Annotated in this window: 17 protein-coding genes and 1 pseudogene; 10 read left to right on the forward strand and 8 right to left on the reverse strand. The window is 73.5% G+C overall.

From position 1 onward, the window contains the following. Positions 1-160 precede the first annotated feature (160 nt). Both RF644_RS01635 and RF644_RS01640 read left to right on the forward strand, forming a co-directional pair. On the forward strand, positions 161-1,555 hold the full coding sequence (locus tag RF644_RS01635) for an MFS transporter (protein ID WP_368795091.1): 1,395 nt from the start codon (positions 161-163) through the stop codon (positions 1,553-1,555). Between the two features lie 136 nt (positions 1,556-1,691). After that, entirely contained in the window at positions 1,692-3,356 is a 1,665-nt protein-coding gene (locus RF644_RS01640) for a thiamine pyrophosphate-binding protein (RefSeq protein ID WP_368795092.1), read from the forward strand. 39 nt (positions 3,357-3,395) lie between these two features. Here the strand turns inward: RF644_RS01640 and RF644_RS01645 are convergent, their stop codons facing one another. Beyond that, on the reverse strand, positions 3,396-4,199 hold the full coding sequence (locus tag RF644_RS01645; protein ID WP_368795093.1) for an alpha/beta fold hydrolase: 804 nt from the start codon (positions 4,197-4,199) through the stop codon (positions 3,396-3,398). 88 nt (positions 4,200-4,287) lie between these two features. On the opposite strand from RF644_RS01645, the gene RF644_RS01650 reads away from it, so the two are divergent. Next, entirely contained in the window at positions 4,288-5,601 is a 1,314-nt protein-coding gene (locus RF644_RS01650) for a condensation domain-containing protein (RefSeq protein ID WP_368795094.1), read from the forward strand. Positions 5,602-5,704: 103 nt separating this feature from the next. Continuing rightward, complete coding sequence (locus tag RF644_RS01655; RefSeq protein ID WP_052132991.1) at positions 5,705-5,977, forward strand: hypothetical protein; 273 nt, start codon at positions 5,705-5,707, stop codon at positions 5,975-5,977. A gap of 23 nt (positions 5,978-6,000) precedes the next feature. On the opposite strand, the gene RF644_RS01660 is transcribed toward RF644_RS01655, so the two are convergent. The 3 genes from RF644_RS01660 to RF644_RS01670 form a co-directional block, all read right to left on the reverse strand. Continuing rightward, positions 6,001-6,381 carry a DUF1622 domain-containing protein gene (locus RF644_RS01660; RefSeq protein WP_035927946.1) on the reverse strand — a complete coding sequence of 127 codons (381 nt, stop codon included), beginning with the start codon at positions 6,379-6,381 and terminating at the stop codon, positions 6,001-6,003. Positions 6,382-6,459: 78 nt separating this feature from the next. Beyond that, positions 6,460-8,169, reverse strand: a complete 1,710-nt coding sequence (locus RF644_RS01665; protein WP_368795095.1) for an FAD-dependent monooxygenase — start codon at positions 8,167-8,169, stop codon at positions 6,460-6,462. A gap of 43 nt (positions 8,170-8,212) precedes the next feature. Beyond that, a complete protein-coding gene (locus tag RF644_RS01670; RefSeq protein WP_368795096.1) occupies positions 8,213-9,181 on the reverse strand; it encodes an MBL fold metallo-hydrolase in 969 nt (322 codons plus the stop codon). Between the two features lie 229 nt (positions 9,182-9,410). Between RF644_RS01670 and RF644_RS01675 the strand changes: the two genes are divergently transcribed. The 4 genes from RF644_RS01675 to RF644_RS01690 all read left to right on the forward strand — a co-directional run bounded on the left by RF644_RS01675 (position 9,411) and on the right by RF644_RS01690 (position 13,148). Next, a complete protein-coding gene (locus RF644_RS01675) occupies positions 9,411-10,619 on the forward strand; it encodes an acetyl-CoA C-acyltransferase (RefSeq protein ID WP_368795097.1) in 1,209 nt (402 codons plus the stop codon). Further along, positions 10,619-11,404 carry an enoyl-CoA hydratase/isomerase family protein gene (locus RF644_RS01680; RefSeq protein ID WP_368795098.1) on the forward strand — a complete coding sequence of 262 codons (786 nt, stop codon included), beginning with the start codon at positions 10,619-10,621 and terminating at the stop codon, positions 11,402-11,404. Before RF644_RS01675 ends, RF644_RS01680 begins: the two co-directional genes overlap by 1 nt. Positions 11,405-11,417: 13 nt before the next feature. Next, on the forward strand, positions 11,418-12,287 hold the full coding sequence (locus RF644_RS01685; protein ID WP_368795099.1) for a 3-hydroxyacyl-CoA dehydrogenase family protein: 870 nt from the start codon (positions 11,418-11,420) through the stop codon (positions 12,285-12,287). 150 nt (positions 12,288-12,437) lie between these two features. Then, positions 12,438-13,148, forward strand: coding sequence for a tyrosine-protein phosphatase (locus RF644_RS01690; protein WP_368795100.1), 711 nt, complete (start codon positions 12,438-12,440; stop codon positions 13,146-13,148). Positions 13,149-13,232: 84 nt separating this feature from the next. On the opposite strand, the gene RF644_RS01695 is transcribed toward RF644_RS01690, so the two are convergent. Next, positions 13,233-13,670 (reverse strand): PaaI family thioesterase, encoded by a 438-nt coding sequence (locus RF644_RS01695; protein ID WP_017833096.1) that lies wholly within the window; start codon positions 13,668-13,670, stop codon positions 13,233-13,235. Between the two features lie 157 nt (positions 13,671-13,827). Between RF644_RS01695 and paaZ the strand changes: the two genes are divergently transcribed. Continuing rightward, a complete protein-coding gene (gene paaZ, locus RF644_RS01700; RefSeq protein ID WP_017833095.1) occupies positions 13,828-15,918 on the forward strand; it encodes a phenylacetic acid degradation bifunctional protein PaaZ in 2,091 nt (696 codons plus the stop codon). Between the two features lie 152 nt (positions 15,919-16,070). Then, positions 16,071-17,945: a gamma-glutamyltransferase family protein gene (locus RF644_RS01705; protein ID WP_368795101.1), complete on the forward strand. Its 1,875-nt coding sequence runs from the start codon at positions 16,071-16,073 to the stop codon at positions 17,943-17,945. A gap of 70 nt (positions 17,946-18,015) precedes the next feature. On the opposite strand, the gene RF644_RS01710 is transcribed toward RF644_RS01705, so the two are convergent. From RF644_RS01710 to RF644_RS01720, 3 genes and pseudogenes are all read right to left on the reverse strand, one after another. Then, entirely contained in the window at positions 18,016-18,639 is a 624-nt protein-coding gene (locus RF644_RS01710; RefSeq protein ID WP_368795102.1) for a TetR/AcrR family transcriptional regulator, read from the reverse strand. A gap of 105 nt (positions 18,640-18,744) precedes the next feature. Beyond that, the gene (locus tag RF644_RS01715) at positions 18,745-20,088 is read right to left on the reverse strand and encodes a phenylacetate--CoA ligase family protein (protein WP_368795103.1); all 1,344 of its coding nucleotides are present in this window, start codon (positions 20,086-20,088) and stop codon (positions 18,745-18,747) included. A gap of 124 nt (positions 20,089-20,212) precedes the next feature. Continuing rightward, positions 20,213-20,605: pseudogene (locus RF644_RS01720) on the reverse strand (hotdog fold thioesterase); the annotation flags it as partial. Between the last annotated feature and the right edge of the window lie 17 nt (positions 20,606-20,622).

Here is a 20,622-nt window from a genome sequence, read left to right on the forward strand (position 1 = left end):
GTGGCCTGTGTCACATTGGTGATACATGGTTTGATTATTCCGGACGGAGGGTGACAGGTGTCACTTCCGCCCGTAGTATCACCATGCAATACCGAACGTTCGGTCATGATGCGTTCGGTTCCGCCGCGGACGTCGCCGTCCCCGATTCCCTGGAGATCCCATGGCGCACCCATCCTCCGCCCCGGCCGGGCGGCACGAGATGTCGCGCGAGGAGCGCAAGGTCCTCGCCGGCACCCTCGTGGGCACCACCATCGAGTGGTACGACTTCTTCATCTACGCCCAGGCCGCGGCCTTCGTCCTGGCGCCCCTCTTCTTCGAGCCGATGGGCCTGACCCAGGTCGCCGCATGGGCCTCCCTGGGCATCAGCTTCCTGTTCCGCCCGCTCGGCGCGGTGGTCGCCGGCCACCTCGGCGACAAGTACGGCCGCAAGATCGTCCTGGTCATCACCCTGGTGGGCATGGGCGCCGCGACGATGCTGATCGGTCTGCTCCCCACCTACGCGACGATCGGGATCTGGGCCCCGATCTTCCTGGTGCTCCTGCGCATCATGCAGGGCTTCTCGGCCGGCGGCGAATGGGGCGGCGCGGCCCTGATGTCCGTCGAGCACGCCCCGCGGAACAAGCGCGGGCTCTTCGGCGCCTACCCGCAGATCGGCGTGCCGCTGGGCATGCTGCTCGCCACGTCCTTCATGTTCGCCCTCACCTCGATGATGTCCCCCGAGGACTTCCAGGCGTGGGGCTGGCGCGTCCCGTTTCTGTCCTCCGTGGTGCTGATCGTGGTCGGCTACCTGATCCGCAAGACCGTCGACGAGTCCCCGGTCTTCAAGGAGATGCAGCTGCGCAAGAAGGAGTCCTCCGCGCCCCTGGGCCAGCTGTTCAAGCACCACAAGAAGCCGGTCACCCTCGCGGCCCTGATCTTCGCCGCCAACAACGCCGCCGGCTACCTCGTGATCGCGTTCTTCGCCTCCTACGGCTCCAACGTGCTGGGCATGCCGCGCTCGCAGACCCTCATCGCCTCCCTGATCGGCGGCGTGGGCTGGCTCGTCTTCACGATGTTCGGCGGCTGGATCTCGGACCGGATCGGGCGCGTGCGCACCTTCCAGATCGGCTACGCCATCATCATCCTGTGGGCCGTGCCCATGTGGTTCCTGCTGGACACCGCGTCCCTGCCGCTGTTCGCCCTGGCGATCGTGATCCTCACCGTGGGCCTCGGCCCGTCCTACGGCCCGCAGTCGGCGCTCTACGCCGAGATGTTCCCGGCCCGCGTGCGCTACTCGGGCGTCTCGATCGGCTACGCGTTCGGCTCCATCATCGGCGGCGCGTTCGCCCCGATGATCGCGCAGCTGCTGCTCAACGAGACCGGGATGTCCTGGACCATCGGCGTCTACATCGCCGGCATCGCGATCGTCTCCTTCATCGCCGTCTCGATGGTGCCGAAGGACATCCAGGAGATCGACCTGCACGTCGAGGAGGTGCACGAGGACTACGTCGCCGAGCACCCCGAGGCCGCCGAGATCCTCGCGGCCTCCCAGCCCGCCGAGAAGCAGCGCGACTGAGCGCCGCCCGGTCAGGACCGAGCCGCCCGCCGGCACCCACGGGTGCGGGCGGGCGGCTCCGCTCGTGCGGGCACCCCGAGCACACCCCGCTCCCACCCCGGGGCTCCCACCGGAGCCACGCCGAAAGGACCCCTCCATGACCACCGACCTCCTGCTCCCCACGGTCTCGACGGCGGTGGCCGACGTGCTCGCCGAGCGCACCGACCACCTGTTCGGCCTGATGGGCAACGGCAACGCGCACCTGATCAGTCACCTCACGAGCCAGGGCTTCGGCTTCACCTCCGCCCGGCACGAGTCCGCCACCGTGGCCATGGCCGACGCCTACCACCGGGCCACCGGGAGGACCGGGGCCGCCACGACCACCTACGGGGCCGGGTTCACCAACACCTACACCGCCCTGGCCGAGGCGCGGCTGGCCCGGATCCCCCTGGTCCTGGTCGTCGGCGACGCCCCGACCACCGGGCGGCGGGCCTTCGACGTCGACCAGACCACCGCGGCCGCCGCCGCCGGGGTCACCACCCTGGTCGCGGCCCCGGACAACGCGACCGCGATCACCCACCGGGCCTTCGACCTCGCCGCCCAGACCGTGCAGCCGGTGGTGCTGGCCCTCCCCTACGACCACGCCACCGCCCCCCTCACCGAGCAGACGGTCCTGGAGCCGCTGCCGGTCAAGCCCACCTTCACGGCCTCCACCGAGGACCTCGACCGCATCGCCGGGCTGCTGCGCGCGGCGACCAGGCCCCTGATCCTCGCCGGGCGCGGAGTGCTCCTGGCCGGGGCCACCACGCCGCTCACCGAGATCGGGGACCGGCTCGGGGCCCTGTTCATGACCTCCGCCATGGCCACCGGGGTCTTCGACTCCCCGTGGGACCTGGGCATCGCCGGGGGCTTCACCCGCGCCCACCGCCTGGAGCTGGCCCGGCAGGCCGACGTCGTGCTGGTCGCCGGGGCATCGCTGAACGCCTTCCAGCTGCGCTACGGCACGCTCTTCGCCGAGGGCACCCGGGTGATCCGCATCGACAACGAGCCCGAGGACCGCACGCCCCCGGTCACCGACTACGTGCGCGCGGACCTGGGACCGTTCCTCCAGGGACTCACCGGCCGGATCTCCGCCGCCGCCCCGGAGAGCACCTGGCGGGCGGCCGCCCCCGAGGTCGCCACCGCCGCCTTCCGCGGCTCCTCCCCGGTCGAGGACCCGGCCGAGTTCGGCCCCGACGGCCGGCTCAACCCCCGGGCCGTCGTCGCCGCCCTCGAGCACGTCCTCCCCGCCGAGCGCTCCGTGGTGATGGACGGCGGCCACTTCATCGGCTGGGCCCCGATGTACCTGACCGTGCCGGACCCGCAGGCCATGGTCCTGGTCGGCACCGCCTTCCAGTCCATCGGCCTCGGCTTCGGTTCCGCCGCCGGGGTCTCGGTGGCCCGCCCCGACCGCACCACCGTGTTCGTCACCGGCGACGGCGGCGGGCTGATGGGCATGGCCGACCTCGAGACGTTCCTGCGCGCCACGAAGCGCGGGGTGATCGTGGTGCTCAACGACTCCGCCTACGGCGCCGAGCTGCACCAGTACGCGTCCAAGGGCCTGGACCCCACCGCGATGCTCATCGACGAGGTCGACTTCGCCGCCGTGGGCCGGGCGATGGGCGCGGCCGGGGCCAAGGCGCACACCCTGGCCGACCTCACCGCGCTCACCGACTGGCTGGCCACCCACGACGAGGGCGTCTTCGTCCTGGACGTGGCCATCTCCCAGCAGGTCGTCGCCGAGTTCATGTCCGCCTCCCTCACCGCCGGCCGCCGGCTCTGACCCGCCGGCCCCGGCGAGGCCCCGGCGGACCCCCGCAGATCAGCCGGGCGAACCGGCCCCCCGGTCCACCTCCACCGCCCGGACGAAGTCCGCGCACCGGCGCGGCCACTCGGCCAGCTCGGCGGGCGTGCCGGCCACGTGCAGGGCGTCGCCGGGCAGGGCCGCGCGCAGCGCCTCGGCCGTGGACAGCGGGTGGGTGGCGTCCTCGGACCAGGCGAGCACGAGGGTCGGCACGCCGATCCGCGACAGCTCCTCGACCGGCGGGAGGTCGGTGCCGGCCGCGCCGCGCAGCACGGCGGGCAGCAGGCCGGGGTCGACGCGCGGCGGGTGCACCGGCCGGTCCGCCACGGCGGGCGGCCGGGTCGCGGCCCGGCCGGCCCGGAGGTAGGCCTCGAGGCCGTGGCGCTCCACCAGGTCCGCGCCCTGCCGGTACGTCCCCGCCTGGACGCGGCGCGAGGCCCAGGCCGTGGAGGGCACGCAGAGCGTCAACGAGCGGAACCGCCCGGGCTCGGCGAGGGCGGCGTGCAGCAGCGTGGCCGCCCCCATGGACGGGCCGATCCCGTGGACCGGCTCACCGGGCGCCACGGCGTCCAGCAGGCGCAGCAGGTCCTCGGCCAGCCGGGGCCAGGTCCAGTCCGCGGCCACGGGCTCCGCGGCGGAGCCGCCGTGGCCCCGGGCGTCGTAGCGCACCGTCCGGTGCCCGATCAGCCCGGCCGCCAGGTCCAGACCGCCCGCGGTGTTGGCGGCCCGGTCGGACAGCAGCCCGTGCAGCTGGACGGCCTGCGGGCCGGAGCCGGTCACGTCGTAGGTCAGGCGGCAGCGGGGGAGCTCGAGCGTCGGCATGCCGCCACGGTACGCGTAGATTGTGACCACCCGTGGACCGGACGCGTCCTCGGCGGCCGGACCGCCCCGGCCCGACCAGGAGGTGCGCATGCGGCTGACGAGCATCACGCACGCCCGGCTGCCCGAGGGCCGCCTGTCCAGCTGCACCGTCCCCGCCGAGGGCGCTGGCCGGCCGCTGCCGGTGTCCTTCGACCAGGGCATACACGTCGGAGCCGGTCCCCGCCCGGGGTCCTGGATGGCCGTGGCGGTGGAGCTCCCCGCGCCGGTGGACGCCGCGCACCTGGGCGAGGCCTGGGCGGGTGTCGTGCGGCGGCACCACACGCTGCGCACCGTCTTCTCCGCCGACGACGACGGCCGCGTCCGGCTGCACGAGATCGCCGACGCCGTGCGGCCCGTGTGGACCCGGCACGAGGTCGGCGCCGCCGGGACGCGGGCGGCCCTGCAGGCAGTGGCCGACGCCGCCTGCTCCCCGCTGGCCCGGCCCTCGCACCGGCTGTGCCTGATCGAGCCCGCGGCCGGGCCCGCCGTCGTCGTGCTCGCCGCCGACCACGCGCACGTGGACGCCTGGTCCCTGCCCCTGCTCGCCCGGGACCTGCTCGACGGGCTGGACGATCTCCGCGCCGGACGAGCGGCCGGCGCGGGCCGGGCGCCCGCGGCGTCCTTCGCCGAGCACACGCGGGAGCTCGCCGCCCGCCCCCCGGCACCGCCGCACGTGGTGCGGCGCTGGGCGCGGATCCTCGCGGACGGCGACGGCGCCCTGCCCGTCTTCCCCCTGCCCCTGGGCGAGCCCGGTGCCCCGGCGCCCGAGACGGTGACCACGCACGACGTCCTCGACGCCGAGGGCCTGGCGCGCCTCGAGGCGCGCGCCGACGCGCTGCACGTCCGGCTGCTGGTCCTGGTGGTCTCGGTGCTGACCCGGGCGACCGCCGAGCTGGCCGGCCGGCCCCTGCGCGCGGTCCTGCCCGTGCACAGCCGCACCGAGCCGCACTGGCGCGACGCCGTGGGCTGGTTCATCACCAACTCGGTGCTCGAGTGCTCGGACCCCGATCCGCAGGCCTGCCGCGCCGCCGTGCGCGAGACGCTGGAGCTGGGCTCGCACGCCCTGGAGCCGATCCTGCAGCCCCACGGCGGCATGCCCGTCCCGCCGGGGATGTTCATGCTGTCCTACCTCGACTACCGGCGGCTGCCCGCCACCCTGGCGCCGGAGCTGCGGGCGCAGCACATCTCCGCGTCGGCGCCGACCACCGGGGTGCAGGTGTGGTTCGTGGTGGGCGAGGGCGGCCTGCACCTGCGGGCGCGCTACCCGGGCACCGGGCAGGCCCGCTCGTCGGTGGAGGCGTGGCTGGGCGCCGTCGGCGCGGGGCTGCGCGCGCAGGCGCGCCCGGAACCGGACCGCGGATAGCCGCGGGCCCGGACGCCCCCGAGGGCCCGGTCAGGGTGCCCGTGTGCCCTGCCCCCGCCCCGGCCCGCCGACTATCCTGGTGACAGCGGGCAGAAGGGGTCAGATGGACGACCGGACGATCGCCAGGACGCAGGCCAGGTTGATCCGCACCGCGCTGACGAGCACCGGGCTGGGTGCGCGAGACCTGTGGCTGCGGTACGTCCACCTGGGCGGAGAGGTCGGGGAGCTGGAGCTCGACGCCTACCTGCACCACGCCCTGTACCTGCCGCCCCGGCACCGGGACAGCCTGGCGCGGGCCGCCAACCAGCTGGTGCCCGGCCACCGGGTCCCGTGCAGCCGGGACCTGCGCCCGGAGGAGTACCCGCCCGAGGCCTGAGCGCCCGGCCGGGGCCGGCGGGCCTACGCGGCGCGCTCGGGCAGGGGCGCCGCCTCGTCCTGCTTCTTCTGCCACGGCCACCGCCCGCTGATCTCGAGCTCGAGGGACCAGCTGAGGAAGGTCCGCACGACCACGATGAGCGCCAGCACCCCCACCGACTCGAACGTGGGGGTGATGGCGACGGTCTTGATGATGTCCGCGGCCACGAGCAGCTCCAGGCCCAGCAGGATCGAGCGGCCCAGCCGCTGCCGGTAGCTCTCGTAGGTGTCGCGCTCCCCGCTCCCGCGGCCCAGCAGGTCCCGCCCGGCCAGGAGGGTCGCCACCACCGTCCCGACGACGATGGCGACCACGCCGGCGACGTCGACGGCCTCCCCGACCAGCTCCATGGACTCCTGGAACGACATCCTGCACCTCCGGTGACCCCGGCGGGACGCGCCGGCTCGAGTCTGCGATGAGGACGCCAGGATCTCACGGGTCCGCCGTCAGCCGGCGGCGGCGACCTCCTGAGGCACGCTCCCCGGCGCGGAGCCCCGCCGCCTGGGGGGCCCCGGCGGCCGCTCGCGCTCGGCGAGGACCCGGGCCGCCTCCGAACCGGGGGCGGCGACGGTGTTCTGCAGGGCCCGGCTCAGCGCCCGGGGGTCCGTGCCGTCCACCACGGCCGCGATATGCGAGTCGGGGCGGATCACCCACACGTCGGTCGGCTCCGGCTTCAGCGCCTCGGCGAGCTTGCCGGTGGTGTCGATGTCCGCGATGGCGTGCAGGCGCAGCGGGGACCGGATGGCGGCGAGCGCGGTCCCGCGCACGAGCTCCTGGTCGACCGCCGGGCCGGTGAGGAGCAGGATCCCGAAGCGGGCGAGCTCGCGGACGCGGTCGGCGGCGATGCCCGGGACGGCGACCGGGACGTCCGGCAGCAGCACGCCGGGGACGGGGTCGGGGACCTCCCCCTTGGGCGGGCGCCCGGGGAAGGTCCGGGTGGGGTGCGGGGTGGTGAGCGGGGAGTCGACGTACCAGAAGGGCTCGGCCAGGCGCCCGGAGTCCACGTAGGTGGACGCGGCCGGGTCGCCGATCGCCCGCTCGAGCTTGGCGAGCCGCTCGGCCAGCTGCTCCTCGGTGCGGGGCACCAGGAAGTCCATGGTGGCCTCGGTGACCTCGAGGTTCTCGACGGCGGCGGCGCGGCGCTCGACGTCGTAGGACTCCAGCAGCGCCGGATCGGCGTTGCCGCGCAGCACCGAGGTCAGCTTCCAGGCGGCGTTCTCGGCGTCGCCCACGCCCGAGTTGAGCCCGCGGGCGCCGAACGGGGAGACGATGTGGGCGCAGTCCCCGGCCAGCAGCACCCGACCCACCCGCATCCGGGAGGCCAGCCGGGCGTGGAAGCGGTAGACCGACTTCCAGACGATCTCGTAGTCCGTGTCCCCGATGATCTGGCGGATCCTCGCGTCGAGGGCCCCGGAGGCCTCCTCGGCGGCGAGGTCGTAGTCGCCGGGCACCTGCCAGTCGATCCGGAAGGTCGAGTCCGGGCACGGGTGGATGAGCACCTGCCGGCCGGGGTTCCACTCGGGGTCGAAGTAGAAGCGGCGCTCGGTGGCCCAGCCGGGGATGTCGGCCCGGATGTCGCAGATGAGGAACTTGTCCTCGAACGAGCGGCCGTCGAAGCTCACCCCGAGCTGGTCGCGCAGCGACCGCGCCTTCGAGCCGAGCGCGGCGATCGCGTAGTCGGCCACGATCTCGGCCCGGCCCCCGTCGAGGCAGGAACACACCACGGTCACGGAGCGCTCGTCCTGGGTGATCGAGACGATCTCGTGGCCCCAGACCTCCTCGATCAGCGGCTCGGCGGCGATCCTGGCCGCGAGCAGCTCCTCGGTGCGGGTCTGCGAGATGTTCACGAACGGCGGGAACGGGGACTGCCCCCTGTCCCGGAAGGGCTGGGCGAACAGCTCCTTCTCCCGGTAGAAGGTGCGCGCGGTGTCCCACGTGACGCCCTCGGCGGCCACCTGCCGGCCCACGCCCACGGCCTCCCAGACCTCCAGGACGTCGCGCTGCTGGCAGATCGCCTTGGACCCGATGGGGTCCCGCTCGGCGCGGGCGTCCAGGATCGTGACGGGGATGCCCCACCGCGCCAGAAGCAGCGCCGCGGTCTGGCCCACGGGCCCGTTGCCGAGCACCAGCACCTTGCCGGAGTCGAATCGTCTCACTGTCGCCCTCCTCGTTCTCGTGTCGCTGCTCGTGCGGCCCGGGTCAGCCGTTCTGGAGCTGGTCCCAGACCTCGCGGTCGCGCTCGGCGGTCCAGATGACGGGCCGCTCGATGCCCGAGAGCTCGTCCCACAGCCGGGAGACGTCGAAGGGCAGGCAGTGCTCGAAGATCGGCCAGTGGCCGAAGTCGTCGTAGAGGGCGGTGTGCACGGCCTCGAAGGCGTCCTTCAGGGTGCCGCCGTTGCGCTGGACGGTGCCGACCTCCTCGATCATGACGTCCAGGAAGCGGCGGGTCTGCTCGATCGCCGCGTCCACGGCCTCCCGGCCCTTCGAGACCGCCCCGCGCCCGCCCACGAGCTGCTCGGCGCCGAGCGCCTTGACGGCGTCGAGGGTGTGGCTCGCCCAGTCGCGGTGGAAGGCGTCCCCGGTGTACAGCGCCGCCTCGGCCTCGACCAGGTCCCCGGCGAAGAGGATCTTCTGCTGGGGCAGCCAGGCGACGATGTCGCCCTCGGTGTGGCCGCGGCCGAAGTGCTGGAGCACGAGGTCCCCGCGGTCCCCGCCGAGGTCGATGGTCAGCTTGTCCCGGAAGGTCACCGTGGGCCAGGTCAGGCCCGGGACGGTGTCCGCGCCCTTGGCCAGTCGCGGCATGCGGCCGAACTCGGAGGCCCAGTCCTCCTTGCCGCGCTCCACGATGAGGTCGTAGGTGTTCTCGTGGGCGACGATCGTCTCGGCATGGAAGGCCGAGGCGCCGAGCACGCGCACCGCGTGGTAGTGGGAGAGCACCAGGTAGCGGATCGGCTTGTCGGTGTGCTTCCGCAGCTCCGCCAGCCACTCGGCGGCCACCACGGGGGTGGCCAGGGCCTCGAAGCAGACCAGGAAGTCCTCCCCCTCGATGGCCCCGATGTTGGGGTCCCCCTCGGCCGTGAGGGCGTAGACGCCCTCGGCCAGGATCTCGAGGGTCTTCTGCTTCTCGCCGAGGTCGGCCGAGGACGCGAACGACTTGGTGGTGCCCATGTGCCGTCTCCTTCGTGGGGCCGCGCAGGGCCCGGGATAGTCAAATGCTGTATCAGTTCCACGGTAGCCCCCGGACCTCGATTTGTGAAGCAGACCACAGGCGATTGCGGCCGCGACTCTGTTGACCCCGCGGGCGCACGCGTGGGAAGGTTTGATGAACGATCGGTCGGTAAAGTTGGGCGACGATGCCCGGATGCCGCCCGCACCCCGTCGCGACAGGAGCCCACCCATGCCCGCATCCCCTCAGGCCCTCCTCGTCGGCGGGGCCCGCACCCCGGTGGGCCGCTACGGCGGCGCGCTGGCGAGCGTGCGCCCCGACGACCTCGCCGCCCTCGTGGTCAGGCACGCGGTGGCCGACGCCGGGATCGACCCGCACGACGTGGACGAGGTGATCCTCGGCAACGCCAACGGCGCCGGCGAGGAGAACCGCAACGTCGCCCGCATGGCCTGGCTGCTCGCCGGCTTCCCCGACACCGTCCCCGGCATCACCGTCAACCGGCTCTGCGCCTCCGGGCTCTCGGCCATCATCATGGCCTCCCACATGATCAAGGCCGGGGCCGCCGACATCGTGGTCGCCGGCGGGGTGGAGTCCATGTCCCGCGCGCCCTGGGTGATGGAGAAGCCGGCCAAGGCCTACGCCAAGCCCGGGGACGTCTTCGACACCTCCATCGGCTGGCGCTTCACCAACCCCGAGTTCAAGAAGCAGGACAAGATGACCTACTCGATGCCGGAGACGGCCGAGGAGGTCGCGATCGTCGACGGGATCTCGCGCGAGGACGCCGACGCCTTCGCCGTGGCCTCCCACGCCAAGGCGATCGCCGCGATCGACGCCGGGCGCTTCGCCCCCGAGATCGTCCCGGTGACCGTCCAGGGCCGCAAGGGTGCGACGACCGTCGTCGACACGGACGAGGGCCCCCGCCCGGGCACCACGATGGAGGCCCTCGCCAGGCTGCGCCCCGTGGTGGACCACGGGAGCGTCGTCACCGCCGGCAACGCCTCCTCCCTCAACGACGGCGCCTCGGCGATCCTCGTGGTCTCCGAGCGCGCGGCCGAGAAGTACGGGCTGGCCGCCCGGGCCCGGATCGTCGACGGCGCCTCCGCCGGCGTGGCCCCGGAGATCATGGGCATCGGCCCCGTCCCCGCCACCCAGAAGGTGCTCGGGCGCACCGGGTGGGGCATCGGCGACCTCGGGGCGGTCGAGCTCAACGAGGCCTTCGCCTCCCAGTCCCTGGCCTGCATCCGCCGCCTCGGCCTCGACGCCGGCACCGTCAACAACGACGGCGGGGCGATCGCGCTCGGCCACCCGCTGGGCTCCTCCGGCTCCCGGCTCGTGGTGACGCTGCTGGGCCGGATGGAGCGCGAGGGCGCCGACCGCGGTCTGGCCACCATGTGCGTGGGCGTGGGCCAGGGCACCGCGATGCTCGTGGAGAAGCTCTGATGGTCGGGCCCAGCGAGATCCTCGGCGCGGAGTTCACCGCCCTGCGGCTCGAGGAGCGCGAGGACCGCCTGCACGTGGTCCTGGACCGCCCCGATGTGCGCAACGCCATCGACGCGACCATGGTCGAGGAGCTGCACACCGTGTGCGGCCGCCTCGAGCGGCACCCGAAGATCCTGATCCTCTCCGGCACCGAGGTGAACGGCCGGGGCATCTTCGCCTCCGGCGCCGACATCGCCCAGCTGCGGGAACGCCGCCGCGACGACGCCCTGGCCGGGATCAACTCCCGGATCTTCGACCGCATCCACAGGCTGCCCATGCCGGTGATCGCCGCGATCGACGGCTACGCCCTGGGCGGCGGCGCGGAGCTGGCCTACGCCGCGGACTTCCGCATCGCCACCCCGCACCTCACGATCGGCCAGCCGGAGACGAACCTGGGCATCATCGCCGCCGCCGGCGGGCTGTGGCGGCTCAAGGAGCTGGTCGGCGAGGCGGTCGCCCTGGACATCCTGCTCGCCGGCCGGCTCCTCGGCGCGGAAGAGGCCCTGGCCCTGCACCTCGTCACCGAGCTGCACGAGCCCGCGGAACTCGTCGGCGCCGCGCACGCGCTCGCCGACCGGATCGGCGCCCAGGACCCCCTGGCCGTGCGGATCTCCAAGCGGGTCTTTGCGGCGCCCCCGTCCGCCCACCCGCACATCGACGAGCTGGCCCAGGCCGTGCTCTTCGAGTCGGAGGCGAAGTTCGACCGCATGCAGGCCTTCCTGAACCGCAAGAAGAACAAGAAGTAGGAGCACCCCGACCATGACCGAGAAGCACGCACTGGCCGTTCCCGCCGTCGTCGGCGTCCTGGGCGGAGGCCGCATGGGCGCAGGCATCGCCCACGCCTTCCTGCTCGCCGGGGCGAGGGTGACCGTGGTGGAGCGGGACGGGCAGGCAGCGGAGGCCGCCCGCGAGCGGATCGAGCGGGACCTCGCCAAGTCCCTGGAGCGCGGGGGCGTGGACGGCAACCTGGACGAGTGGGCCGAGAACCTGGCCGTCTCCCTCGACCACGCCGACTTCGCGGACTGCGAGCTCGTCGTCGAGGCCGTCCCCGAGGTTTGGGACCTCAAGGTCTCCGCCCTCCAGGAGGTCGAGGGCCACCTGGCCGGGACCGCGTGGCTGGCCACCAACACGTCGTCGCTGTCCGTGGACGGGCTGGCCGAGCAGCTGGGACGCCCCGAGCGGTTCTGCGGGCTGCACTTCTTCAACCCCGTGCCGGCCTCGAAGCTCGTGGAGGTCGTGAACTCGAAGCACACCGGCGAGGAGCTCAGGCGGCTCTCGGTGCAGTGGGTCGAGGGCCTCGGCAAGACCCCGGTGGTCGTCAACGACGCCCCCGGCTTCGCCTCCTCGCGGCTGGGCGTGGCGATCGCGCTCGAGGCCATCCGCATGGTCGAGGAGGGCGTGGCCTCTCCCGCCGACATCGACAACGCCATGGTCCTGGGCTACAAGTTCCCGGTCGGCCCGCTGGCGCTGACGGACATCGTGGGCCTGGACGTGCGCCTGGGCATCGCCGAGTACCTCGAGTCGCAGCTCGGCCCGCGCTTCGCTCCCCCGCAGCTGATGCAGGACATGGTGGCCCGCGGCGAGCTCGGCCGCAAGACCGGCAAGGGCTTCTTCGCCTACGACCAGTAGCCCCGTCCCCGCCCCTGCCGCCGAACCCACCGGTGCTGCCCGGGACCGCACGAGGAGTGCCGCCGTCCCGGGCGGCACCGGTGGGTTCGTGCGCCCGAGCAGACCTCGCGGGACGAGCGGGCCGTTGGACGCCGGTCATAGGGTGGGGGCATGCACGCACAGCCCGGCGCCCCCGCCACGTGGGACGGCGCGCTCAACGCCCGGCGCCTGGCCGGCGACGTGTGGCGGATGGGCCGCTCCGAGCGGCTGAGCCCCTCGGGGTGGCGCGCCGCCGCGGCTGACGGGGTGCGCACGGTCGTGGACCTGCGCAACGCGGACGAGCGGCGGCGCCGGCGCACGGACCCCGCGGACGACCCGGCCGCCCGCGCCGGCATCACGGTGCTGCACCGCCCCACCGAGGACCCCGCCCATCCGCAGTTCCCGCTGGTGGGCACGCCCTATCTGCACCACCCGCGCGGCTACCGCGACTACCTGCGGCTGTTCCCGGCCTTCCTGGCCGAGGCGGTGCGGGCGGTGGCGACCGCCGAGGGCGCCGTGGTGGTGCACTGCTCGGCCGGCCGCGACCGCACGGGGGTGCTCGCGCTGCTGCTCCTGGGGCTGGCCGGAGCGCCCCCGGAGCGCCTTGTCGCGGAGGACGAGGCCGCCGCGCGCGGGATCAACGAGTGGCACCGCGTCTCGCCCGTCCCCCACCCGGTCGAGCGCCACCACCCCGAGCACGAGCTCGCCCCGCTGCTCGCGGGGCGCCGCGCGGCCCTCGAGGAGCTGCTGGACGGGTTCGACGCCGAGCGCTGGCTCGTGGACGCCGGGCTGTCGCCCGAGGAGCTGGCCGCCCTGCGCCGGCGGCTCCACGGCCCGTCCTGATCCGCCCCCGTCCGGCGTCCCGGACGGATCCGCACAGCAGCTCCCGACCCGCCGGAGGGCGGACCCCCGGGCCTGGTTCCCGGTCTAGCCCTCGGCGGGGTTCGTGGCCTGCTGCGGCTTGTCCTTGAGGAAGTTGGTGATCCGCACGGTGCACAGCCGGGCGCCGTCCTCGTGCTCGAGGACCACCTCGTGGCACGTGAGGGAGCGCCCGAGCTGCAGGGCGGTGGCCGTGGCCGTCACGGTGCCCGTGCGGGACGACCGGTGGTGGGTGGCGTTGACGTCCACGCCCACGGCGACCTTGCCCATCGTGGAGGCGTGGATCACCGCGGCCCAGGAACCGACGGCCTCGCCGAGGGCCACCATGGCGCCGCCGTGGAGCAGGCCCAGGGACTGGCGGTTGCCCTCGACGGGCATGGAGGCGACCACGCGCTCCGCCGACTCCTCGAGGACGGTGACGCCCATCTTCTCGTCGAGCTCGCCCAGGACGATGCGCCAGGGCTCGTGGGTCTCGGTCGTGGTCATGGCACTCCTCGGGCGCTCGGCGACGGGGCAGGACCACCGTGGGGCAGTGGTCCCGGGGTGTGACGTAGGTTATCGTGGTCATAATACCGAACGATCGGTCAGGATGCGGGCGACGGACCGGCCGCCCGCGCGCACCCGAGCGAAAGGACCACGCACCGTGGCAGCACAGACCCAGACCATCCTCCCCAGCTACCTGAGGGGCCGGTGGTGGTCGCCGGAGAACCCGCAGAAGGTGACGGAGGTGGCCGACGCCTCGACCGGCGAGGTCGTGGCGCGCGTGTCCACGGACGGCATCGACATCGCCTCCGCCGTGGACTACGGCCGGACCGTGGGGCAGCGCTCCCTCGGGGAGCTCACCATCCACGAGCGGGCGCTCAAGCTCAAGGAGCTCGCCCAGTACCTCACCGAGCACAAGCAGGAGCTCTACGACGTCTCCTACTCGACCGGGGCCACGCTGAAGGACCACTTCTTCGACGTGGACGGCGGCATCGGCACCCTCTTCACGTTCTCCTCCAAGGGCCGGCGCGAGCTGCCCAACGCCAACGTCGTCGTGGACGGGGCGGTGGAGCAGCTCTCCAAGGACGGGTCCTTCCTGGGCGAGCACATCTACACCCGCATGCCCGGCGTCGCCGTGCAGATCAACGCGTTCAACTTCCCGGTGTGGGGCATGCTCGAGAAGTTCGCCCCCGCCTTCATCGCCGGCATGCCGACCCTGGTGAAGCCGGCCACGCCGACCGGCTACGTCACGGCCGCCTGCGTGCGCCTGATGATCGACTCCGGCATCCTGCCGGAGGGCTCCCTGCAGCTGGTCTCCGGCTCCGCCCGGGACCTGCTCGACCACCTGGACTACCGCGACCACGTGGCCTTCACCGGCTCCGCCGGCACCGCGCAGTCGCTGCGCCACCACGAGAACGTCATCGACGGCGGAGTGCGCTTCACCGCCGAGACGGACTCCCTCAACGCCGCGATCCTCGGCCCCGACGCCACCCCGGAGACCCCGGAGTTCGACGCCTTCGTGAAGGCCGTGTTCGTCGAGATCACCTCCAAGGCCGGGCAGAAGTGCACGGCCATCCGGCGCGTCATCGTCCCGCAGGACCGCGTGGAGGACGTCGTGGCCGCCGTCGCCGAGCGCGTGCAGCAGCGCGTGGTCATCGGCGACCCCCGCACCGAGGGCGTCACCATGGGCGCCCTGGCCTCCAAGGAGCAGCAGGGCGAGGTCCGCAAGGCAGTGGAGCGCCTGGTCGCCGCCGGCGGCACCGTCCGCCTGGGCGGCCCGGACGCCTCCGTCGGCGACGCCGACACCGGGGCGGGCGCCTTCTTCCCCGTCACGGTGCTGTCCTTCGACGACCCGGACACCCCGGAGGTGCACTTCGTCGAGGCCTTCGGCCCCGTCACCTCCGTGCTCGGCTACACCGACGTCGACGACGCCGTGCGGCTCGCCGCGCTCGGCGGCGGCTCGCTCGTGGCGACCGTGTGCACGAACGACGGCGCGACCGCCGCCCGGTTCACCGCGGGCATCGGCTCGCACCACGGGCGCGTGCACTTCCTCAACCGCCAGGACGCGAAGACCTCCACCGGCCACGGCTCCCCCATGCCGCACCTGGTCCACGGCGGCCCCGGCCGCGCCGGCGGCGGCGAGGAGCTGGGCGGCGTGCGCGGCGTCAAGCACTACATGCAGCGCACCGCGATCCAGGGACCCCCGGACATCCTCACGGCGGTGACCGGGGTCTGGCACCGGGGCGCCGCGGCGAACACCGTGACCCGCGAGGCGGTCGAGAACGGCACCGGCGAACACCCGTTCCGCAAGTCCCTGGAGACGCTGCGGATCGGCGACCAGTTCGCCTCCGAGCTGCGCACCGTGACCCTCGAGGACATCACCGAGTTCGCCGAGAAGACCGGCGACACCTTCTACGCGCACACCGACGAGGAGGCCGCCACGGCCAACCCGTTCTTCCCGCGCCGGGTGGCCCACGGCTACCTGCTGGTCTCCTGGGCCGCCGGGCTGTTCGTGGAGCCCGCCCCCGGTCCCGTCCTGGCCAACTACGGCCTGGAGAACCTGCGCTTCATCACGCCGGTGACCTACGACGACCACATCCGGGTCACCCTCACCGCCAAGCAGATCACCCCGCGGGTCACCGACGAGTACGGCGAGGTCTGCTGGGACGCGATCCTGCACAACCAGCACGACGAGATCGTGGCGACCTACGACGTGCTGACCCTGGTCGCGAAGACCTGGCCCACCGCCTGAGCGGCTGACGGGGGCGGGACCGGGAGACCGGGCGGCCTGTTCGCGGCGGGGCGCCCGGTGCTAGCCTGACCAGCACGCTGCCCAGACCCTCGCGCGTGCCGGCGCCCCGCCGCGCAGGACCGCCGTCGGACGCCACGGCCGGAGGAGACGCGATGCGCCGGATCTCGAGCCCCGCCCACCGGACGGCCGCCCTCGCGCTGTCCCTCCTGCTCGGGCTCACCGCGTGCACGCCCGCCACGGAGGGCGGCGGGGCGGACGGCGCGGGGACCGCGCCGGGTCCGGCCGGCACCTCGGCCTCGGCGCCGGTGTCCCCGGACGGCACCGCAGGAGCAGCGCCGGGCTCCGGCACGGCGCCCGCCCCGGGCGCCGCCGAGGACCCCGCCCCGCACGTCCAGGCGGTGGTGTCCTCGCACGAGCTGGCCACCGCCGCGGGCGCGGAGATCCTCGAGGCCGGCGGCACCGCCGCCGACGCCTCCGTCGCGGTCGCCGCCGTGCTGAGCGTGGTGGAGCCCTACTACTCGAGCGTGCTCGGCGGCGGCACGTGGGCGCTGTACTACGACGCGGACAGCGACGACGTGACGAGCCTGAACGGTGTGGGCCCGGTCGGGAGCGCGGCGACGCTCGACGACTACCGTCCGCGCGCCGGCGACTTCGGCATGCACCAGGCCATCCTCCCCGGCGCCTGGGACGGGTGGATGCTCTGGCTCGACGAGTACGGCGAGCTGGGACTGGGCGAGGTCCTCGCGCCGGCGATCGCCGTGGCCCGCGAGGGGTACCCCGCGAGCTCCGAGATGGTCTACTGGCTGACCCGGGAGGAGGCGAACATCCGGCAGAGCCCGGTCATGACGGAGCTCTACACCCGCGGCGGTGCCCTGCTGGAGGCGGGCGACACCGTGCGCCAGCCGGACATGGCCGGCACCTTCGAGGACCTGGTGGCCGCCTACGAGGGCGAGGCCGAGGACGGGGCCGACCGCGCCGCCGGGATCCGGGCGGCCCGGGACCACTTCTACCGCGGGCCCGTCGCGGAGGCCGTCGTGGCCTTCTCGGAGGAGGACGGCGGATACCTCACCCTGGAGGACTTCAGCGGCTATGCGGCGCAGATCGTCGAGCCGATCTCCATCGACTACGGCGAGGACGTGACGGTCCACCAGAACCCGCCCAACAGCCAGGGCATCGCGATGCTGCAGGCACTCCACATCCTGGCGGAGGACGACTTCTCCGGCCGCTCCCCCGAGGACCCCGACGTGGTGCACCGCCAGGTCGAGGCCGTCAAGCTCGCCTTCGCCGACCGGTACGCGCACGTGGGTGATCCAGAGCGCACCGACGTGCCGGTGGCGGAGCTGCTGTCGGACGAGTACGCCCGGGCGCAGCGGGCGCGCATCGACGACGACCGGGCCGCGCGGTGGCCGATCGACAGCGGGATCGACCGGCAGGCCTCCGACACCACCACGTTCCACCTCACCGACTCCTCGGGCAACGCCGCCGCCGTGACCACGAGCCTGGGCGGGCAGTTCCTGGTGGTGGGCGACACGGGGATCCACATCAACGAGCGGATGAGCTTCCTGTCCCTCGAGGAGGGCAACGTCAACGCGGTCGCGCCCGGGGCCACGGTGCGGCACACCTCCGCGCCCTTCATGGCCCTGCGCGACGGCCGGCCGTACCTGCTGGGCGGCAACACCGGGATCGACACCCAGCCGCAGGGCCAGCTGCAGCAGTTCATGAACGTGGTCGACTTCGGCATGACGCCCCAGGAGGCGGTGGCGCAGCCGCGCTTCGTCAGCACGGCCTTCCCCGCGTCCAACCACCCCCACGAGGTCGGCAACACCCTCCAGGTGGAGGCGGACTTCTCGCCCGCCGCGGTCCAGGACCTGCGCCGGCGGGGCCACGACGTCGCGGTGGGAGCGGGGATCTTCGGCACGGCGAACATGCTCGCCGTGGACGGTGACGGGGCGGGGGCCCGGCTGGGCGTGGAGCCGCGGAACGAGACCGCCCGCGGGACGGTGCTCCCCTTGCCGCAGGACGGTTAGCGCCCTCCCCGGCCGATGGCGACCCGGACCGGTGGGCAGTCGGAGGCACCCGCCGGGACGGGCGTCCGGCTCAGGAGGCCCGCAGCCCCGAGAAGGCGAGCGCGACCACGGTGTCGGCCAGCCCGTCGTCGGCCTTGTCCGGGTCCGGCCGGTACCAGTCGACGATCGAGTTGATCATGCCCAGGAGCAGCCGCGAGGCGGAGCGGCCGCTGAGGTCGCGGCGCAGGTCGCCCTCCGCCTGCGCCTGCTCGATGAGCGCGCCGACCCGGCGGGTGACCGTGCGGCGGCGCTCGAGGGCCCTCGTCTCGACCTCCGAGTTGCCCCGCAGCCGCAGCAGCAGGGTCACGTACGGCATCTGCTCGACGAGCACGTGCACGGTCCCGCGGATCACCTGCTCGAGCCGCTCGACCGCCGGGGCCTGCGTCCGCTCGGCGGCGGCCAGGACTTCCTCGAGCGCGTCGAGGGCCCGGCTCAGCGCCTGCTCGAGGATCTCCTCCTTGGACTCCACGTGGTGGTAGATCGCGGACTTGGAGATCCCCAGGTGCTTGGACAGCGTTCCCATCGACGTGGCGTCGTAGCCGTGCACGTTGAAGACCTCCACGCACACGGCGAGCAGCGTCTCGCGGTCGTAGCCGGGCCGGCCCCGGCGCGGGGCCGCGCCGTCCGGAGGGGCGGGCGCCGGTGCGTGCGTCATGGGGACCTCGATCTCGGTGGGGACGGGCAGGACAACGATCTTATGCCGCGGCGGGCCCCCGGGCCGTCCCGGGGGCCCGCCGCGGCACGGCTCGGCGCCGGGGCGTCACGCGTCCTTGCGGTGGTCGTAGACGCGGCGCAGCTTGCCGGAGGACCGGGCGAGGGTCCCCGGCTCGGCGATCCGGATCGAGGCCGAGGAGCCGATCTTCGTCTTGATGGCGTGCAGGAGCTTCTGGCCGCCCGCCTCGGCGGCCTCGACGGTCGCCTGCTCGCGCCGCTCGATGTTGATGGTCATCTGGTCCATCCGGTGCGGGCGGGTGATCTCGAGCGTGAAGTGCGGGCTCAGCTCCGGCACCTGCAGGGCGAGCTCCTCGATCTGGGAGGGGAACAGGTTGACCCCCCGCAGGATGATCATGTCGTCGGAGCGGCCCGTGATCCGGCCCATCCGCCGGTGCCCGGGCCGGTCCGTGCCGGGCAGCAGTCGGGTCAGGTCGTGGGTGCGGTAGCGGATGATCGGCAGGGCCTCCTTGGTGAGCGCCGTGAAGACGAGCTCGCCGGGCCGGCCGGTGTCCTGGACCTCGTCCGTGAACGGGTCGATGATCTCGGGGCGGAAGTGGTCCTCCCAGATGTGCGAGCCGTCCTTGGACGCGGCGGACTCCCCGGCCACGCCGGGGCCCATGACCTCGGAGAGGCCGTAGATGTCGCACGCGTCGACGTCGAAGGCCGTCTCGATCTCCCGGCGCATCTCCTCGGTCCAGGGCTCCGCCCCGAGGACCGCGGTGCGCAGCGACGTCTCCCGCGGGTCCAGGCCGAGCTTCTTGAAGCCGTCGGCGATGGTCAGGAGGTAGGTGGGGGTCGAGAGGATGGCCTCGGGCTCGAAGTCCCGGATCATCTGGACCTGCTTCTCGGTCTGCCCGCCGGACATCGGGATGACGGCGCAGCCCAGGCGCTCGGCGCCGTAGTGGGCACCGAGCCCGCCCGTGAACAGACCGTAGCCGTAGGCGTTGTGCACCTTGTCCCCGGGGCGCACGCCCGAGAGCCGGAAGCAGCGGGCCACGAGGCCCGCCCAGGTGTCGATGTCGTTCTGCGTGTACGCCACCACGGTGGGCTGCCCGGTGGTGCCGGAGGAGGCGTGGATCCGCCGGACCTCGCTCATCGACACCGCGAGGGACTTGAACGGATACGCCTTCCGCAGGAACTCCTTGTCCGTGTACGGGAAGAGCCGGAGGTCCTCGAGCTCCTTGAAGTCGCCGGGGTGCACGCCGTGCCCGTCGAAGAGCTCCGTGTAGGCGGCGACGTTCTCGTAGGCGTGGTGCAGGGTCCAGCGCAGCCGCTCGACCTGCAGGGACTCGACCTGGTCCCGGCTCATCGTCTCCTCGGGGTCCGGCTGCGACCGGTCCGCCGGGGCGGGGGCGGGGGTGTAGGGGTTCGGGACGGAGCACTCGGTCATGTCAGACTTCCTCGGGCTGCGGGGCGGACGGCTGGGCGGACTGCAGGACGGGCTGCGCGGCCGGGTCCCCGGCAGGGTCCTCGGCAGGGCGCTCCGCGGGCGTCGCCGCGCGGAGGGCGGGGTTGGGGATGGTGCGGCTGCGGCCCCGGAACTCGGCGATGAGCCGGCCGTCGGCCAGGACCTGGATGTCGTAGACGCCGCTGCGCCCCGCCTGGGCGCGCACGGTCCCCACGGCGGTGAGCTCCTGCCCGCGGTAGGCCGAGGCGAGGAAGTTGATGTCCACCCCCGCGGCCACCGTGATGGTGGTGCCGTCCCCGGCGGGGTCGTTGCAGGCGAGGGCGAAGCAGGTGTCCGCGAAGGCGAAGACCATGCCGCCGTGGGCGATGCCGAACCCGTTGAGCATCTCCTCCCGCAGGGTCATGCGGACCTGGGCGTGGCCGTACTCGGCACGGTCCACGGTGATGCCCATCCAGCGCGAGGTGTGGTCCCCCGCGAGGATCGGATGGCCCTGGGACATGTAGCTCTCCTCACAGT

This window comes from Kocuria sp. CPCC 205258 (genome assembly GCF_040981005.1).
Classification (GTDB): domain Bacteria; phylum Actinomycetota; class Actinomycetes; order Actinomycetales; family Micrococcaceae; genus Kocuria; species Kocuria rosea.

Excerpts from the sequence above, each read along its gene's own strand:
- RF644_RS01705 (WP_368795101.1), top strand. The coding sequence starts at position 16,071 with ATGCGCCGGATCTCGAGCCCCGCCCACCGGACGGCCGCCCTCGCGCTG.
- RF644_RS01710 (WP_368795102.1), bottom strand. The coding sequence starts at position 18,639 with ATGACGCACGCACCGGCGCCCGCCCCTCCGGACGGCGCGGCCCCGCGC.
- RF644_RS01680 (WP_368795098.1), top strand. The coding sequence starts at position 10,619 with ATGGTCGGGCCCAGCGAGATCCTCGGCGCGGAGTTCACCGCCCTGCGG.
- RF644_RS01685 (WP_368795099.1), top strand. The coding sequence starts at position 11,418 with ATGACCGAGAAGCACGCACTGGCCGTTCCCGCCGTCGTCGGCGTCCTG.
- RF644_RS01675 (WP_368795097.1), top strand. The coding sequence starts at position 9,411 with ATGCCCGCATCCCCTCAGGCCCTCCTCGTCGGCGGGGCCCGCACCCCG.
- RF644_RS01645 (WP_368795093.1), bottom strand. The coding sequence starts at position 4,199 with ATGCCGACGCTCGAGCTCCCCCGCTGCCGCCTGACCTACGACGTGACC.
- RF644_RS01650 (WP_368795094.1), top strand. The coding sequence starts at position 4,288 with ATGCGGCTGACGAGCATCACGCACGCCCGGCTGCCCGAGGGCCGCCTG.
- RF644_RS01660 (WP_035927946.1), bottom strand. The coding sequence starts at position 6,381 with ATGTCGTTCCAGGAGTCCATGGAGCTGGTCGGGGAGGCCGTCGACGTC.
- RF644_RS01655 (WP_052132991.1), top strand. The coding sequence starts at position 5,705 with ATGGACGACCGGACGATCGCCAGGACGCAGGCCAGGTTGATCCGCACC.
- RF644_RS01715 (WP_368795103.1), bottom strand. The coding sequence starts at position 20,088 with ATGACCGAGTGCTCCGTCCCGAACCCCTACACCCCCGCCCCCGCCCCG.
- RF644_RS01670 (WP_368795096.1), bottom strand. The coding sequence starts at position 9,181 with ATGGGCACCACCAAGTCGTTCGCGTCCTCGGCCGACCTCGGCGAGAAG.
- RF644_RS01690 (WP_368795100.1), top strand. The coding sequence starts at position 12,438 with ATGCACGCACAGCCCGGCGCCCCCGCCACGTGGGACGGCGCGCTCAAC.
- RF644_RS01695 (WP_017833096.1), bottom strand. The coding sequence starts at position 13,670 with ATGACCACGACCGAGACCCACGAGCCCTGGCGCATCGTCCTGGGCGAG.
- RF644_RS01635 (WP_368795091.1), top strand. The coding sequence starts at position 161 with ATGGCGCACCCATCCTCCGCCCCGGCCGGGCGGCACGAGATGTCGCGC.
- RF644_RS01640 (WP_368795092.1), top strand. The coding sequence starts at position 1,692 with ATGACCACCGACCTCCTGCTCCCCACGGTCTCGACGGCGGTGGCCGAC.